Genomic DNA, 15,146 nt, shown 5'->3' with positions numbered 1-15,146 from the left:
TTATTGTTGCTTTTACTTTTAATGGAGTTTGCGTTTTTTGGCCTGATTGAAGTCGATGACGTTATTGGGAATGTCTTCGCTCTGCGTGTCAGGGGCAATCTCTTGATAATACTCATGGATTGCTTGGTTGAGTTCGGCATTCATCCCATCAAAATAGTCGTCGTCGGGAATCCCACGCTTAACCATTTCGGCGTGCATCATTTGTCGGCGTAGAGATCCAAATAACTGGCGGATGAGCTTGTCCTCATTGTCACCCAATTCGCTATAGGTCTGCATCCAATCAATGAACATCTCTTCGTCAGGGTGAAAGTAGTCTTTCTTTTGTTTGGTCGAGCGAATTAAACTGTTGAGCCAGTCATCAAATTCAGCGCACTGTTCATGCCCTTTGGGTAGGGAGCCGATTCGGTACACTCGGTCTTCAAATTGCCACGCAACATCATTTATGTGGCTTTGTACACTGCGGTCACCGCGTTGACAAAAGAATGGTCTAGGATGAAGTTTGATGAACTCATTGAACATTTCTTCGAAGCTCTCTTCATCGCACATTTCGAACTCTTCACCAAAGAACTGCATGTTGTTAAACAGCCGTTCCAGCAGTTGGTTAGTAAATTCGAGCCAATCCCCTTTTTGAATGCCGACAAACACCATGGCATAGCGGGTTTCGACGTGCATGGCAATTAGCACCTTTTTGCGTCGAACGTTGACCGCATGTACCAACCAAGCACTGATGGGTACTGTAGGGGTATTCAACACATTCGCGGCTTCATAACCACTGACAGAATCCGTTGGCGGCGCTTCTAACGGAGAGACTTTTTTGCCATTGCGCTTTACGGTGAAAAAGTCCGCAGCGGCTTTGGTGCAGTTAAACACTAACATTTGGTATTACCTAGCTTTGAAAGTCTAATCAATGTGTGACGCATTGCGTCACACATTGGTAGAGAATTAAGATATGCGTTACGCAGCAACTTCTTCATCCACTTTTACACGGCGCTTACCCGTCAACAACTGCTGCATCAGTGCCTTTTTCTCTTGTTTAAAGTGAGTAAGCTTGGCTTCCAGTATTTCGATTTCTTTATCGGCAGCAGTAAGGACTGAGGCGATTTTTTGTTGCTCTTCAGGTTCTGGAAGTCCAATAACTAGATTAGCGAATATTGAAATCCAGTGACGCTGGTGACCACCGACAGGATAATTTAATACCTGCATAGCCTCATATACGTACTTTATGGATACACCATCTTTGGCGATTAATATTTTCATCGCACTCGATTTTGCTTTAAATGGAAAGTCTACAAACTTACTTGCTGTCGTAAAGTCATCAAAAATTATTGCTGGTAATTCTTCACGGAAGATACCAAAGTCTTCATTCGAGTAACCAAGTATGAATGTCTTTCCTGCTGTTAAAACTGGTGTTGGATACTCATTTGAATATTCAGTAGACTTAACCAAATAGGGGGTTGGTTGCTTGTAATCTAGAAGTTTTCCTAACTCAACCTTTTTCCAATCACCCTCAAACACCTTACCCGTCTCAGGATTCACCAAACGCTTCTTACCCGTCAAAAGCTGTTGCATCAGGGCTTTTTTCTGCTGCTTGCTGGTTTCAATCAGCTTTTCTGTGGTGGTAATCGCTTTGTCCCATGTTGAGAGGATTTTGGCGATTTTGCGTTGTTCTGGGAGTGGGGGGAGTGGTAACTGTAATCCTCCATACTCCTTAGCGTTGATATTTGGCTGAGCACCAGCTCTAAGCTGAGACTTAACCCAAAAATGATACCTACTGCTAAAACAAAATTGTTTTAGATATTGTGAAATAAGCTTATCTTGATTCGCACGAAAACGGATTAAATACCCAGCATAGGCTGCTTTGGGGTGCTTATCTTCTTCGTATAGAAAGGTTTTGCCGACAGTATTACCGCTTCTTGCAAATAGAAAATCATTATTTTTAAGAACATAATCTTCATAGTCATCTGAATCTATGCCAACAGCACTGGCATTTAGGTTTCCACTATCATCAATGTCTGTGATTCTTATGTATCTAGTATCATTTTCTTTTAACTCGCATGATGGAGAGTTAGCACCGTATGACAACTTATCCGATTTAAGCTCATCTAACGTAAGAAGTTTCCAACCATTAGGCACCATAACCTAGCTCCTCTAGGTAACCTGCCATCTCTGCTTCTAACTCAGATAATTCACTTTGTAGTGCCAAACGCTCAGTGCGTACCGCAACCAAGTCGATCTCTTCCTCTTCCTCAAATGTATCCACATAACGAGGGATGTTGAGGTTGTAGTCGTTCTCGGCAATCTCTTCTAGAGTTGCAAGGTATGAGTATTTGTCTGTGGTTTCACGTGTTTTATAGGTATCAACAATCTTCTGGATGTTCTCTGGCGTCAGTTGGTTTTGGTTCTTACCTGATTTGAACTCACGAGACGCATCAATAAACAATACTTTGTTATCGTCTTTCTGTTTTTTGAAGATAAGGATCGCGGCAGGGATTCCCGTACCAAAGAACAACTTTTCAGGTAGACCGATGACGGCATCGAGTAGGTTTTCATCGATAAGCTGTTTACGGATTTTACCTTCACTTGATGCACGGAATAGCACACCGTGAGGGACAACAACACCCATTCGGCCGCCTTTCTTACCTTGAGAGGCGGGTTTAAGCGTTTCAATCATGTGTGAGATAAACGCATAGTCACCTTTGGTCTTAGGTGGGATACCACGACGGAAGCGACCAAAGTGGTCGTTACCAGCATCTTCAAAGCCCCATTTATCCAGCGAGAAAGGAGGGTTCGCCGTAACTACATCAAAGTGCAGCAGGCCCCCGTCTTTGTCTTGAAGCTTAGGGTTACGAATAGTATCACCCCACTCAATGCGGTGGTTGTCTTCACCGTGTAGGAACATGTTCATCTTCGCTAGTGACCAGGTTGAACCAATCGCTTCCTGACCAAACAGTGCATACTGCTTAGAGCCAGCAAAGTTGTTCTGTACTTGCTTACCACACTTTATCAATAGCGAGCCTGAACCACAGGCAGGGTCACAAATGCTATCGCCTTGTTGTGGCTCTAGGATGATAGAGAGTAGAGCCGACACCTCTGGTGGGGTATAGAACTCACCCGCCGATTTACCACTACCCGCAGCGAAATGTTTGATGAGGTACTCGTAGGCGTTACCAATTACGTCCAGCGAACCCACGCGGCTTGGGCGTAGGTTTAGCGTGTCTTTACCAAAGTCTTCCAGTAGATGACGCAGAATGTCGTTCTTTTGTTTTTCATCACCGAGTTTGTCGGTGTTAAAGCTGATGTCTTGGAATACGTTCTTTAGCTTAGTGCCGTTGTCTTCTTCGATGGCGTGTAGGGCTTGGTCGATGCGTGAGCCGTTACCAGCTTCGTGGCGAGCTTCATATAAGTCCCAGAATGTTGAACCAGTCGGGATTTTGAAAGACTGTTTCGACATCATCGCCGTGATCATCTGCTCGTTACCGTTGAATTGCTTTGATAGCTCGTCAAACTTGTCTTGGTGTACGTCTGAGATGTACTTCAAGAACAGCATGGTGAGGATGAAATCTTTGTAGATTGATGGGTCTACTGTGCCTCGGAAGGTGTCACAGGCAGCCCAAACGGCTTTGTTGATTTCATCTTGATTGATTGGTGTGTGTGGCATTAAGTTGTTCTCGAGTAATGTTAAATTGTTTTAATTAGTGACGCTGCAATGCATTTAAAGGAGGCAAAGCAGGTATCAAAATCATGAGGTTCGGTGTTAAACACCATAGGAGTGACAAAGTCTTGAAAGCGATGGCGGAAAACAGGGTTTTCTTCAAGTTCTTGCAATCCGAGTTGTAGCTCTTGTTTTGGAGTGGCAACAAACTCTGCATGCTGATTACCAAAACGCACAATATCTTCTTCCAACACAGTTTTAAATAACGCTGTAAGTGCTGTCAGGTCGAGGTGTTCTGTCTGTTCTTCGGTCTTTAGAATGCAGTAAACATCATAGATATGGCGCACAAGAGTGGCATCATCCTTACGCTGTGCATCGCGCTTGACTGACATTGTGCGGCGCAACATTGATATGATTTTTTCAACCAACGTGGCATGGATAGAAACGCAATCAAACCCCTTCACTTCTGGTGGTTGTTTATACAGCTCTGCGACCAGTGATTGAATGCTACGAGGCTCTGCATCAAACAGTGGGATTGTCTCCATTAACTCCAGTTTGATAATGGGGCGAAGACATGGCGCTTGGCTAAACTGTTGCGGGTATCGGAGTTCCAACTCAACATAGCGATATTCATCACTTACACTACGCGCTTCAACCGTAAATCGCTCTGACCGAGTGATCGCCTGTTCAATACCGTTGATGCATGCCTTACGAGCTGCTTTCTTTTTTGCGCGGCTCAGTTCATCAAACGCTTGCTTAGGGATCAATTTAATGTCTACGTCTTCTGACATTCTCAGAATTTTAACGTTTGACTTTGCCAGAGCTGTACCGCCAGAAAAGACCATTTGGTGAGAGTCAGGCTTCACTTCTGCTAGCTCAGAAAGCAAGGCAACTACCCAGTAATCTTTTTCAATAATGGCAGGGTTTCCGAGCTCAAGTGCATCGGAAACCTCAAGAAACTGTTGCTTTAGTTTTTCCATATTAACTCGGTGAATTCAACACTCGGTTACCAACAACCAATTTGCGATTAAATTGTTTGGGATTCCATGAGTATTGAACGGATGATGGGATTTGGGTGCTTTCACCTGATAGGCTTTGCAAAGATAGGTTGTCCATCTCAAAATCGACGCCTTTCATCTTTAATATCTCGCGCATCAGGGCATCGCTCCCCCCAGGGTTCGTAGGCATGGGTTTGCCCGTTAAGCTGTTAATCCTTGCCTTGGTGTATAGACCATAGCCAAGCTTGATTAACTCACCTTTTTTGACTAGTTGCTTTAGCGCACGACCAATTTGATCGTAGCTAGCAAAGCCATCAAAGTCTTTGCGCTCAAACACATAACGTCTTGAACGCTTTATCTTTTGATAAATACGGTCAACGGCTGTCATTTGAACCTCCTAATTTCCTAAGTGTTCAGATTATAACTCAACCCTGTTGCCATAGGAATAAATACGGCACATGCATATGAGTAAATGCGACACTTGATCAGTTGATAGTTAGCATAAAGCATTGAAATAAAGACACAATATTTATTCAACTCAAGATCGACATAATTTGAATTCAGTGTCTAACCTAGTTATGAGTCTATCCCTTCAGAGATGTTCAGCGCATCCTCTATCTCGACCCCCAAATATCGAATTGTATTATCTAGCTTCACGTGACCAAGTAACAGCTGAACAGCCCGAATGTTTTTGGTGCGAGCATAGATTAACGTCGCTTTGGTACGGCGCATTGAGTGCGTACCATAAAGATAAGGATCGTAGCCAAGTTCAGTTGCCCAGCGGCGAATAATGGTGGCATAGCAGCTATAACTCATTGGCTTACCTTGTTTGCGAGGGCTTGGGAAAAGATAATCTGGTGCAGATAATTGGCTGCGTATTAACCATTGAGTCAAGGATTGTGCTGTGCGGGAAGTGATCTCAAACTGTACCTCTCGACCAGTTTTGCTTTGGCTGTAAAGAACACGATCTTGAATGACGCCACCAGAAGATATATCTCTAACTTTCATTCTTAGCAAGTCACAAGAACGGAGCTTACAATCGATGGCGAGATTGAGCAGGGCCAACTCCATGATATTGCCTTCGATTTCTAGTCTAGTGCGAATTCGCCAGATGTCTTCGAGCTTGAAGGGCTTTTTCTGCCCAGTTAAGTGACCTTTCTTCGTCCACATAATTGACCTCCCGTCTAACTTTAGAAGTGGCCTTAATAAGTTTAGATGAGGAAATTGAATGGCTATGCAGTTAGGGGGCTGAAAAATATTGCAGACTAAAGTGGGTTAGAATCTTTGCTCTAGATGATAAAGGGGCAAAGACGTTTTTATTAACGATGCTCCTTAGCACACGATAGTCGTTGCTTCAGAGTAAATCCATGCAGCCCTCGCACACGTTAACCCTTAAACCAATCTTTTAGAAAATTTAGAAATATCTTCAATCGATAAGGTAAGTGTTTGCGAGTTGGGTAGATGGCGTAAACCCCGACCTCAGGGAAATCTGAAATGCCTTTTAATAAAATTAGCTTCTTTTGTTCGACATATTTATGGCAAAACATGGTTGGCACCATCGCAATGCCCATATCAGCCATAAGAGCCTCGAAAAGAGAACTGGTATTCGAAACAGTGAGGGCCCAAGCCTGCCGATAGCTAATCCGTCGACCATCTTTTTCTAAATTCCAACTGCTTCCATAGCGGCTAGATCCCATTTGGATACAACGATGGGATTGTAGTGCCTGGATATCCTCTGGTAATCCATATTCCTCAATATAACGAGGTGACGCATAAAGCCCTAAGGAGGTTTGGCTCAGTTTTACAGCCACATGCGAAGAGTCTTGCATATCAAATGAGAGGCGGAATGCGAGGTCAATATCCTCATCAATCAGGTTAACCGGCGAATTATTTAAGCTCAAATCAAAGTGAATATCTGGGTAGGTCTTTTGAAATTTTGCTATCGCATGAATTAGAAACTGCCGCCCTAGCTCATCTGGTGCAGACAGCCTTATTAGCCCTGATGGGTTATCTTGATGTTCTTGAGTTAGTGAGTGTTCTAAATGCTCAACTTGCTCTAACAGTTGCTTAGCACCATCGTAATATGATTTCCCTGCATGGGTCAGTTGCATACTACGAGTCGTTCGCTGAAAAAGAACCAGTCCTAGATTATCTTCTAATGCGGAAATTCTTCTTCCAACTATCGCTGGAGTTACTCCGATTGCTTTTGCAGCCTTAGCAAAGTTGCCTTTCTCAACAACACTGCAAAGCAATTCCATATCTCTGAATTTATCCATTGTATACTTTTGGTATCTTATTAAGTTACTTTTAGTCTAATTGTTTACCTTAGTTGATCAAATTAATCTTTGCGTATACCAAATCGCGGAGAAAAACATGAAATTATCAACAGCAGTAACATTAGCTTTAGCCACTCTAGCAACCAGTCATAGCGCACTTTCTGAGTCTAACTTTAACCCTGCCCAACCTGTACTTACTGAGCTTAAAGATGGCGTGTATCAGTACTCTCAATTTTTCTATAACAGCCTAGTGGTTGTTACTGACGAGGGGGTAATTATTACCGATCCATCGAATGAAATTCGCGCGCAAGCAATGCGTAAAGAAATCGCTAAAGTGACCGACCAACCCGTTAAGACCGTTATCTACTCACATGATCACTTTGACCATTCTCGTGGCGGAAAAATCTTTAAAGATGAGGGAGCGAAATTTGTTGCGCAAGAAAAATGTACCGAGTTAATGAGCCGAGATCTTGAAGACAAAGTGATTCAACCGGATGACACCTACAAAGACAAAATGAGCATCACTATGGGTGGAAAACAGGTCGATCTGCATTATTACGGACCAAATGATGGCGACTGTATGAGCATCATCCATATGCCGAAAGATAAGGTACTTGTGGCGGTTGATTGGCACTTACCACAATACGTTAATGAACCATATCGCCTAAATGACCACGATTCTGTCAGCATTTTGAATACATTTAAACGTGTCGATGCCGAGCTAGATTTTGATACCGTGATCAGTGGTCATGCGCCTGTTTCATCTCCAGAAGCATTTAAAGAAGACATGCGATTCTATCAAGCGCTATTTAATGCGGTTTGGGAAGGCATGCAGCAAGGAAAAACAACAGAACAACTTAAAGCAGAGATTAGTCTGCCAGAGTTTAGTCATTGGCGCGGCTACAAAGAGAACCTTCCAGCTCATATTGAACGTATGTCTTACGCAATTTGGCATGGTAAGTAACCCATAACCAACTTCAACAATATTTGGATATCGATAATGAAATTACATATCTTTGATAGCTGCCCATTCTGTACCCGAGTGAAGTTCTTTGCAGATGTTAAGGGGATTAGCCTACCGACTCAATATGCTGCCCTTGGTGTTATTCCAAGCAGTGTGCAGAGTCAGATCGCTAAGTTTGTTGTACCAATCTTAGAAATGGAACAAGACGGCATGACTAAAGCGATGGTGGAAAGTGTGGAGATTATTAAGTTTCTCGATACGCAACAGCCTTTGCTACAGAGCTACCAAGTTTCTGATGTTATTGAGGCAAGACTAGCAGCAATGAAACCAATCACGGCTAAGTTGGTATACCCTCGTATGCCACAGCTATCACTGCCAGAACTTTCTGACCCTGAAGCGTTAAAGTTGTTTGTTGATACTCGACCAAACATATTGGGTATGAGCTTAGAAGAGGCGCTGGATAATACTGAAGGCGTTGTATCATTGATGCTTGAGCAGTTAGAGCAACTGAGCCAAGAGCTGGACATCACGAGTTATTTAAGTCGTGATCGTGAGATTAACATGGATGATATTGCTGTGTTCTCAGAGTTGATGAACCTAACTATGGTTGCAGAGTTAAGCTTTCCGAATCAATTAAAGGATTACTTCGAAACTTTAAGCGCTTTAACGAGTTTACAGAGCTACCCAAAAATATCGAAATAATGATTAGGTCACTTCATGGTTTCAGGAAGTGACCCCAAATTGTATTGGGGCAACTCCAAGTTACCCCATATATGTTCCGCTGGGCATTCAAGGAAAGTTACAAAGTGACTTGTACCTGAATGCCTGATTCTCGCGCAAAATCATGATCATGGCTTACGAGAATAAAACCACCACGGTAATTACATAGAGCTTGCGCCAGCATGATTTTCGAATCAATGTCGAGATGATTGTCTGGCTCATCGAGTAGCAACAAAGGTTGCTCTGGCTGATGACTAACAATAAGCATGGCTAACTTCATCTTCTCCCCGCCGCTAAGCATGTAACCAAGACGAAAGACACCGTCACGACGAATACCAATCCCTGCTAGTAATGTTCTGGCATCACTCTCTGTGATGCCACTACACTGTTGTTGCAAGTTCTCCAGTATCGATAATTCCGCTCGAATGACGCCAAATTGCTGGTCAAGATAATACAATGGCGTATTCAATCGCAGCTCGCCTCGATGAAGCGAAATCTTACCCAATAGTGTTTTCAGCAAAGTTGATTTACCACTACCGTTTTTACCTATGAGGTGTATCTTATCATTGGCATATACTTGCAGTGAGATAGGCTTGGTACTACCAAAAGGCAATACCCCTTGAAGTATTGAAATCACTTTGCGTAAGCGACTTGGGGTATCTTCCAGATAGAGCTTTTGCCCTTTGAGTTGCTCTTTTCTTGCCTTCAATACTTGCTCTTTATCTTGCAGGTAAGCATGACGAAGTTGATCATTCTTTTTCCGATTTGATGCACGAGAAGCCGCTTGATCTTTTTTATAATCAAGTAATATTGTTGCCTGACTCCCTTCCTTACGTAACTTAATTCCTTTTGCGGCTCTCTGCTCAGCCTTTTCGCGGTTTCTCTGAGCTTGTATTTCTAGCTTTTTCCTTTGCTTATCAACGCTTGCTAGTTTTCGTTCTACTGCTTGTAGCTCGGCACTTTTCTGTTTAGTGTAAACATCATAATTCCCACCAAACACTTGTAATCCAAGCCCAGAAAGCTCCCAAATTTCGTTCATTTCGCGCAATAGCATTCGGTCATGACTGACTAGTAAAATCGCACCTTTGAACGCACGCATCGATTCTAATAACCATCGCTTGGCTTGCGCATCTAGATGATGAGATGGTTCATCAAGGATCAGTAATTCAACGTTACTTTCCAACAAATGCCAAAGCTGTAATCGGGCTAATTGCCCTCCACTTAATTGAGCGCAAGGTAAATCCGTATCTTGCGGTAAGCCTAACTCTTTAAGTTGCTGAGGAAGTTGTAAGGGTAACTCCCATTGCTCCTTAATCACATCAAACCAATGCTGTGAACAATCGCCTGATTCAACATGCTTTATCGCTTTAAGAACCTCATCTTTACCTAAGAACTGCGCAATAGAAAGCTCGCTAGATAACAATTGAGATGACTGCTGACGATACACCGCATGTGACTTAGGTAACGTGACTGTTCCACTTGACGGTTGCTGCTCGCCACTTAAGATCGAAGCGAATATTGATTTACCAACACCGTTACGACCAACTAAGCCGACACGATGGCTAGTCATAGAGCATGACAATTGTTGAAACAGCATCTCACCGTTATCAAATTGGTGACTTATGTTGTAAGCCTGTACTACTGGCATAATTTGCCTCCTGTATGACAGGGGCAACAGCCGCAGCTAGATAATTCAGAAATGAGATCAATACAAATACACGCTCTTATCTAAGAGCAAAACTATACCAACGTACTTGCAAAGAAATATCGGAAAGTGAGCTACGCCTACTAACCCTGTAAATCCAAAAATAAAATGAGAAATGGATGACAGGTTTAGTTGTCCATATCGGCGTAATCTCCTTAAGAAGTGATAGACAAAGGCTACTGTATTCACTCACCTCTAGTCAAGGTGCATGATACTGACGATATCTCATGGATTGGAGATTAAAAACACATACAGCGACCTAAGAGGTACGCCATTGGTTGATGGCGATGAGATGGCACTCGTTATTGGCCATAAATAACCAACACGCTAATTACAAGGGGCTTCACGCCCCTTTTTTGCCTCTGTACTGAATGATCTTATTCGGTTTATTGGTTCACGAACTGAGGTTGTAAATTCAACATAAGGCACCTCTGAATGACGAGGTTCATTCTTGCCAGTTGTACTCCATTTGCCTCGCGACTTTCTGAGCAAACTCTAAACCGTGGCGCTTAGACACAAGATGTAAACTCATATCAATACCCGCGGATATACCTCCTGACGTAGTAAACTTCCCTGAAGTTACCCAACGCCGATCATCAATTACTTTTAAGTTAGGAAACTGAGACGATAAGTCTGGAATATCTTCCCAGTGTGTCGTCACGGTTTGACCACCAAGTAAACCCGCTTTCGCGAGAAGAAATGCGCCTGTGCATACAGACGCGACTTCGCTCGCTCTAGGGGCTATTGAGACCAGCCAACTCAATATCTTGGGTTTGCGCATTTCATCAGTGTGAACCCCACCAACCACCACCAATAGATCGATAGCTGGGTGATTGTGAATCGAATAATCCGACAAAACTTTCAACCCGCCACGAGCGACAATTGGTTGATTGCCTTCTGAAACGAGGAATACGTTCATGCTCTCAGCGCCCATTCTCTTAGCGGTGCTGAACACCTCATACGGCCCAGAAAAATCAAGCACTTCGGCTTGGTCGTAAATATAAATACCAATGTTCATTGTACCTCCTTGTACATGCAGTGGTTTTAGGTGAGCAACGAGTCCGAGCATTATCACCTTTAACGCGAACCCTACGATAACACTTAAAACATGAACACAGCGAACTCGCTTGGAACGCTTTAACACAGTGCTATAGCCTGAGCTTAGACCCACTAATATTCAAACATAGGTTGATTAAAACTGAGTTTACCTCCACCTTAAAACATAGGTGTGCAATTAGGTAAACTTCATGTCTAAATCAAAACAACAAGCGAACGAACTATTAACTCTGTGGGGCGCTAGCAAAAATCAGATAGATGCAATACTGCCGAGCATTGCTGATGATGAGGAGCTTCAGATGAGAGTTAACTTGTTATTCTCCATCCATGATTGCCTACAACTTCTGGTGCGCGAAGAGAATAACCGAAACCGCTATATGGCGACCAAAAATACTGGGCCATTTTTCGATGGGAGAAAGCCTCTAGATATTATTGCCAGCGGTAAGCTAAACGATCTTAAGGATGTCCATCTACGAGTCAGAAATATGATTTGTATATGAGGCGCTATAAGACAAAAAGAGCCAGCCTTGCAGATGACTCTTTCAAATGAAAACACATTGTTCAGTGGAGAAAGTTAGTAAGCGGTTCGCTTACTATTTAGGTTGGTGGCCGGTCTTCTTTGCGAACATTTGCATCGCTTCAGCGAAGGTTGTTGAGCCGCCTTTGGCTTTAACCTGTACCACCTTATAACCGAGTTTTTCCAGCGCTTGGCGCTCTTCCAGCACCGCTTTGTCATCTTGCTGGCTGCCTTGAGCAGGCTGATGAATGTAGCAGCCTTCTAGCTGACCATCTTCAACCAATTGGTGATGTTTCAGTGCATCGATATCAAAATTCATAGTAAGTCTTTCAATTAAAAATCGGGAATTTATGTGGCAGGTTACATGTGTTTAAGCGGCTTTACCACGCTATCCAAACCTTCAATCTTGAGCGCTAAACAAAGCTTGAGTAGCTCTCCTAACTCGCCCTGCGGGAATCCTTTTTTATCAAACCACAAAAGATACTCTTCAGGGAGGTCTATCAGCATACGCCCGGCATACTTACCAAAAGGCATAGGCATGCGGGCTAACTTAATCAAATTTTGCTTATCTAGCATAGCAAGAGATTACTCTGGTTTTTTCCAATCGTTAAGAGTAACACCTAAACGATCAACCCAGTAATCAATTGCGTCTTTTGCATCATCAAGTGAGTCAACCATGGTCGAGAGGTCTTTATTGCCCGCTTGGCGATCAATTGCGGCAATCAGCGGCTTACCGGTTTTCGAATCACTTAATAGAAGCTCTACACTCGCACTACCTACGTTAGTGTGTTCACCTGTCGTCACTTTCGAGATAGTCGAAATCGCTAAACCAAAAGGTAGAACGCTACTTGTCACGGCTAAAACAGGGTTTGGCGTTTCAACATTACTGATTGCGATACTCAAGCGCAGGGTCGTCTCAGAAGGCTCTGTCACTATCTTCTTGTACGGTGATACTTTTTCTTTCAGGCGCATCAACATATGCTCGGACAACTCAGTGATCTGCTCTTTGTCTAGATTTTGTTCATCGGTGACAACAAAGACCTGATCAATGATCATTGAGTCGTACTCAGCCAATTTTTCTCTGAGTCGATCTTCACTGCGCAGGCCAATACGACTCCAAACTAAATCAACACCACCTTCAGGGCCTTTTCTGAAGTCTTCATAGGAAGTGAATTTCGTTGCGCGTTGTTGAATGCCTGAGGCACATCCAGCCAATGTCGTTACTGCGATAGCCACTAACAGAGTTTTCATTATTTTCATGGGTAATATTTCCGAACTCAAATATTCTGGTGCGGAATGCTATACCATATGCAACATAAAATCGACCAATACGACAACAATTTTCTTCAAATTCCATTGCTGTGACTAGAATCACGAGAGCATGAAATTGACATGTTTATCATGCTGGCACGGTATGCATGTATTCGACCACCACCTGATTACCTTCAATATAAGCGCGCTTTATTTCGCCGTCTACTGTCATTCGGCTTTCTAAATACACTTGCTGTGTGGCTGCTTTTGCTCGTTCTTGCAAGGTGGGGACGATAGTGCGTGAATCTAAGTTAAGAAGACGACAAAACTGAGAGACAAAAGCCATCGAGAGCGGTTTATCCCCCCTTAATAGTCCTGAGAACTCTAGTTGGCTCATGCCTAGCTTTTTAGCAAACTCCATTTGCGTCAAACGCATTTTAGATTTTTGAGACATCCAGACTTGGTATAACGCTTCGCTGTCTTGACGGGTAAATTCCATTGTTTTGTTCCTGCACTCTTTGAATAGAGGCATTGTCGGTAATTTAGTTGTCTTAATGTCAATAATTGGTAAACGTCAGATAAGAATTAGGATAAATCATTGCTCGTATCAATAATTAGGCATCGTCTTTCGTGTTACTCAAAAAGTGCGAACACAAAAAAGCGAGCCACTTAGGGCTCGCTTAGTAAGAGTCAGGTTTAGAACCAACTAGAGAACAACTGTTTAAACCAATCAAGAATACGCTTGAATATGCTGCCCTCTTCTACCGGCTCTAAGGCCATTAATGGCGCTTCAGCGATGGTTTCGTCCTCTAGGCTATACACCACTTTGCCCACTTGCTGACCTTTTGCTATCGGCGCAGTTAATTCGCCATCATAGATAAGCTCAGCTTTAATCTTTTTCGCATCGGCTTTAGCTACCGTAACAAAGATGTCTTGCTCAACACCCACTGACACTTGGTCATGCTCACCCATCCAGACTTTTGCTTGAGCAATCTCTTTGTCGGCTTGGCTTGCTAGCACGGTATCGAAGAATCGGAAACCGAAGCTAAGTAATTGCTTACTTTCAGACTCGCGGCTTTTCGTGCTGGCCGATCCCATAACTACCGAAATTAAACGCATGTCGCCATTCGTTGCAGAGGTCGCCAAGCTGTAACCCGCGCCGCTGGTGTAGCCCGTCTTCATACCATCAACGTTTAAGCTGCGATCGCGCAGCAAACCATTACGGTTATATTGAGTGATCTTGTTGTAGGTGTAAGCCGTTTCACTATAAAGAGGGTAAATACTTGGTAAGTCACGAATGATTGCGCGGCTTAATAACGCAATATCGTAAGGCGTTGAATATAAGCCATCGCTGTCTAAGCCATGAGGGTTAGTAAATGCGGTATTGTTGAGTTCTAGTTTATCAGCCCAGCTGTTCATCAATCCTACGAACGCATCTTCACTGCCTGCGACGTGCTCAGCAATGGCGACACTGGCATCATTACCAGATTGCACAATCAATCCGCGATACAAGTCCATTAAAGCAACCGATGTCCCTACTTCGATAAACATCTTTGACGAGTCAGGAAAATTCTTCGCCCACGCTTTTTCACTGATCACCACCTCATCGTCGAGGCTGATATTACCGTTATTGATCTCCTGCCCTGCAACATAGGCTGTCATCAGTTTGGTTAAGCTTGCGGGGTTCAATTGATCATGGGCATTCTTTTCTACCAACACTTGGCCAGTGTTGTAATCAAGCAGAATGTAACCCTTCGCACCAAGAACCGGAGGATCCGGCGTAATGGTAGGCGCAGCCAACGCCACAGTAGAAGAAAGGCTTGCAACAAGCAGTGCCGAATTTATTAGAGATTTTGTTTTCATGGCCATCCACCAAGGTAAGTTCTCAATAAGGGTGGGATCGAACTTTAACCACTGAAAATAAAAGACTTTATTTTATTGGGAACTTTTCAAGGTAATCACGATCTGATCATGAAGTTAAAAATATGAGAAACTCGTGCATGATTA

General features: G+C 43.3%; 17 protein-coding genes. 3 read left to right on the top strand and 14 right to left on the bottom strand.

What is annotated here, in order from left to right; all coding sequences use genetic code 11:
- Window positions 1-18 precede the first annotated feature (18 nt).
- From MU515_RS13985 to MU515_RS13955, 7 genes are all read right to left on the bottom strand, one after another.
- A complete protein-coding gene (locus tag MU515_RS13985) occupies window positions 19-876 on the bottom strand; it encodes a DUF6933 domain-containing protein (protein ID WP_260261039.1) in 858 nt (285 codons plus the stop codon).
- A 78-nt stretch (window positions 877-954) separates the two neighbouring features.
- Complete coding sequence (locus MU515_RS13980; protein ID WP_260261038.1) at window positions 955-2,136, bottom strand: restriction endonuclease subunit S; 1,182 nt, start codon at window positions 2,134-2,136, stop codon at window positions 955-957.
- Complete coding sequence (locus MU515_RS13975) at window positions 2,126-3,658, bottom strand: type I restriction-modification system subunit M (RefSeq protein ID WP_260261037.1); 1,533 nt, start codon at window positions 3,656-3,658, stop codon at window positions 2,126-2,128. Before MU515_RS13975 ends, MU515_RS13980 begins: the two co-directional genes overlap by 11 nt.
- 20 nt (window positions 3,659-3,678) lie before the next feature.
- Window positions 3,679-4,632, bottom strand: a complete 954-nt coding sequence (locus tag MU515_RS13970) for a nucleotidyl transferase AbiEii/AbiGii toxin family protein (RefSeq protein ID WP_102424391.1) — start codon at window positions 4,630-4,632, stop codon at window positions 3,679-3,681.
- A gap of 1 nt (window position 4,633) precedes the next feature.
- Window positions 4,634-5,038: a DUF6088 family protein gene (locus tag MU515_RS13965; protein ID WP_005391098.1), complete on the bottom strand. Its 405-nt coding sequence runs from the start codon at window positions 5,036-5,038 to the stop codon at window positions 4,634-4,636.
- 188 nt (window positions 5,039-5,226) lie between these two features.
- On the bottom strand, window positions 5,227-5,820 hold the full coding sequence (locus tag MU515_RS13960) for a tyrosine-type recombinase/integrase (RefSeq protein WP_005391099.1): 594 nt from the start codon (window positions 5,818-5,820) through the stop codon (window positions 5,227-5,229).
- A gap of 215 nt (window positions 5,821-6,035) precedes the next feature.
- The gene (locus MU515_RS13955) at window positions 6,036-6,926 is read right to left on the bottom strand and encodes a LysR family transcriptional regulator (protein WP_260261036.1); all 891 of its coding nucleotides are present in this window, start codon (window positions 6,924-6,926) and stop codon (window positions 6,036-6,038) included.
- A gap of 97 nt (window positions 6,927-7,023) precedes the next feature.
- Between MU515_RS13955 and MU515_RS13950 the strand changes: the two genes are divergently transcribed.
- Together MU515_RS13950 and grxB are read left to right on the top strand one after the other, a co-directional pair.
- Entirely contained in the window at window positions 7,024-7,890 is an 867-nt protein-coding gene (locus MU515_RS13950; protein ID WP_260261035.1) for an MBL fold metallo-hydrolase, read from the top strand.
- Between the two features lie 36 nt (window positions 7,891-7,926).
- Entirely contained in the window at window positions 7,927-8,592 is a 666-nt protein-coding gene (grxB, locus tag MU515_RS13945; RefSeq protein ID WP_260261034.1) for a glutaredoxin 2, read from the top strand.
- 97 nt (window positions 8,593-8,689) lie between these two features.
- On the opposite strand, the gene MU515_RS13940 is transcribed toward grxB, so the two are convergent.
- Both MU515_RS13940 and MU515_RS13935 read right to left on the bottom strand, forming a co-directional pair.
- Window positions 8,690-10,258, bottom strand: a complete 1,569-nt coding sequence (locus MU515_RS13940) for an ATP-binding cassette domain-containing protein (RefSeq protein ID WP_260261033.1) — start codon at window positions 10,256-10,258, stop codon at window positions 8,690-8,692.
- A 502-nt stretch (window positions 10,259-10,760) separates the two neighbouring features.
- Window positions 10,761-11,333, bottom strand: a complete 573-nt coding sequence (locus tag MU515_RS13935; RefSeq protein ID WP_260261032.1) for a DJ-1/PfpI family protein — start codon at window positions 11,331-11,333, stop codon at window positions 10,761-10,763.
- Window positions 11,334-11,562: 229 nt separating this feature from the next.
- On the opposite strand from MU515_RS13935, the gene MU515_RS13930 reads away from it, so the two are divergent.
- Window positions 11,563-11,871: a hypothetical protein gene (locus MU515_RS13930; protein WP_260261031.1), complete on the top strand. Its 309-nt coding sequence runs from the start codon at window positions 11,563-11,565 to the stop codon at window positions 11,869-11,871.
- Window positions 11,872-11,964: 93 nt separating this feature from the next.
- Here MU515_RS13930 and MU515_RS13925 read toward each other — a convergent pair whose 3' ends face one another.
- The 5 genes from MU515_RS13925 to MU515_RS13905 form a co-directional block, all read right to left on the bottom strand.
- Entirely contained in the window at window positions 11,965-12,207 is a 243-nt protein-coding gene (locus MU515_RS13925; RefSeq protein ID WP_260261030.1) for a hypothetical protein, read from the bottom strand.
- Window positions 12,208-12,248: 41 nt separating this feature from the next.
- A complete protein-coding gene (locus tag MU515_RS13920) occupies window positions 12,249-12,464 on the bottom strand; it encodes a DUF3820 family protein (protein ID WP_260261029.1) in 216 nt (71 codons plus the stop codon).
- A 9-nt stretch (window positions 12,465-12,473) separates the two neighbouring features.
- Entirely contained in the window at window positions 12,474-13,148 is a 675-nt protein-coding gene (locus MU515_RS13915; RefSeq protein WP_260261028.1) for a DUF3313 domain-containing protein, read from the bottom strand.
- Between the two features lie 139 nt (window positions 13,149-13,287).
- Window positions 13,288-13,638 carry a helix-turn-helix domain-containing protein gene (locus MU515_RS13910; RefSeq protein ID WP_260261027.1) on the bottom strand — a complete coding sequence of 117 codons (351 nt, stop codon included), beginning with the start codon at window positions 13,636-13,638 and terminating at the stop codon, window positions 13,288-13,290.
- A gap of 197 nt (window positions 13,639-13,835) precedes the next feature.
- Window positions 13,836-15,002, bottom strand: a complete 1,167-nt coding sequence (locus MU515_RS13905; protein ID WP_260261026.1) for a D-alanyl-D-alanine carboxypeptidase family protein — start codon at window positions 15,000-15,002, stop codon at window positions 13,836-13,838.
- Window positions 15,003-15,146 lie beyond the last annotated feature (144 nt).

The sequence above is a fragment of the Vibrio intestinalis genome, assembly GCF_025195085.2.
GTDB lineage: Bacteria > Pseudomonadota > Gammaproteobacteria > Enterobacterales > Vibrionaceae > Vibrio > Vibrio intestinalis.
This window is presented reverse-complemented; position numbering and strand designations above follow the sequence as displayed.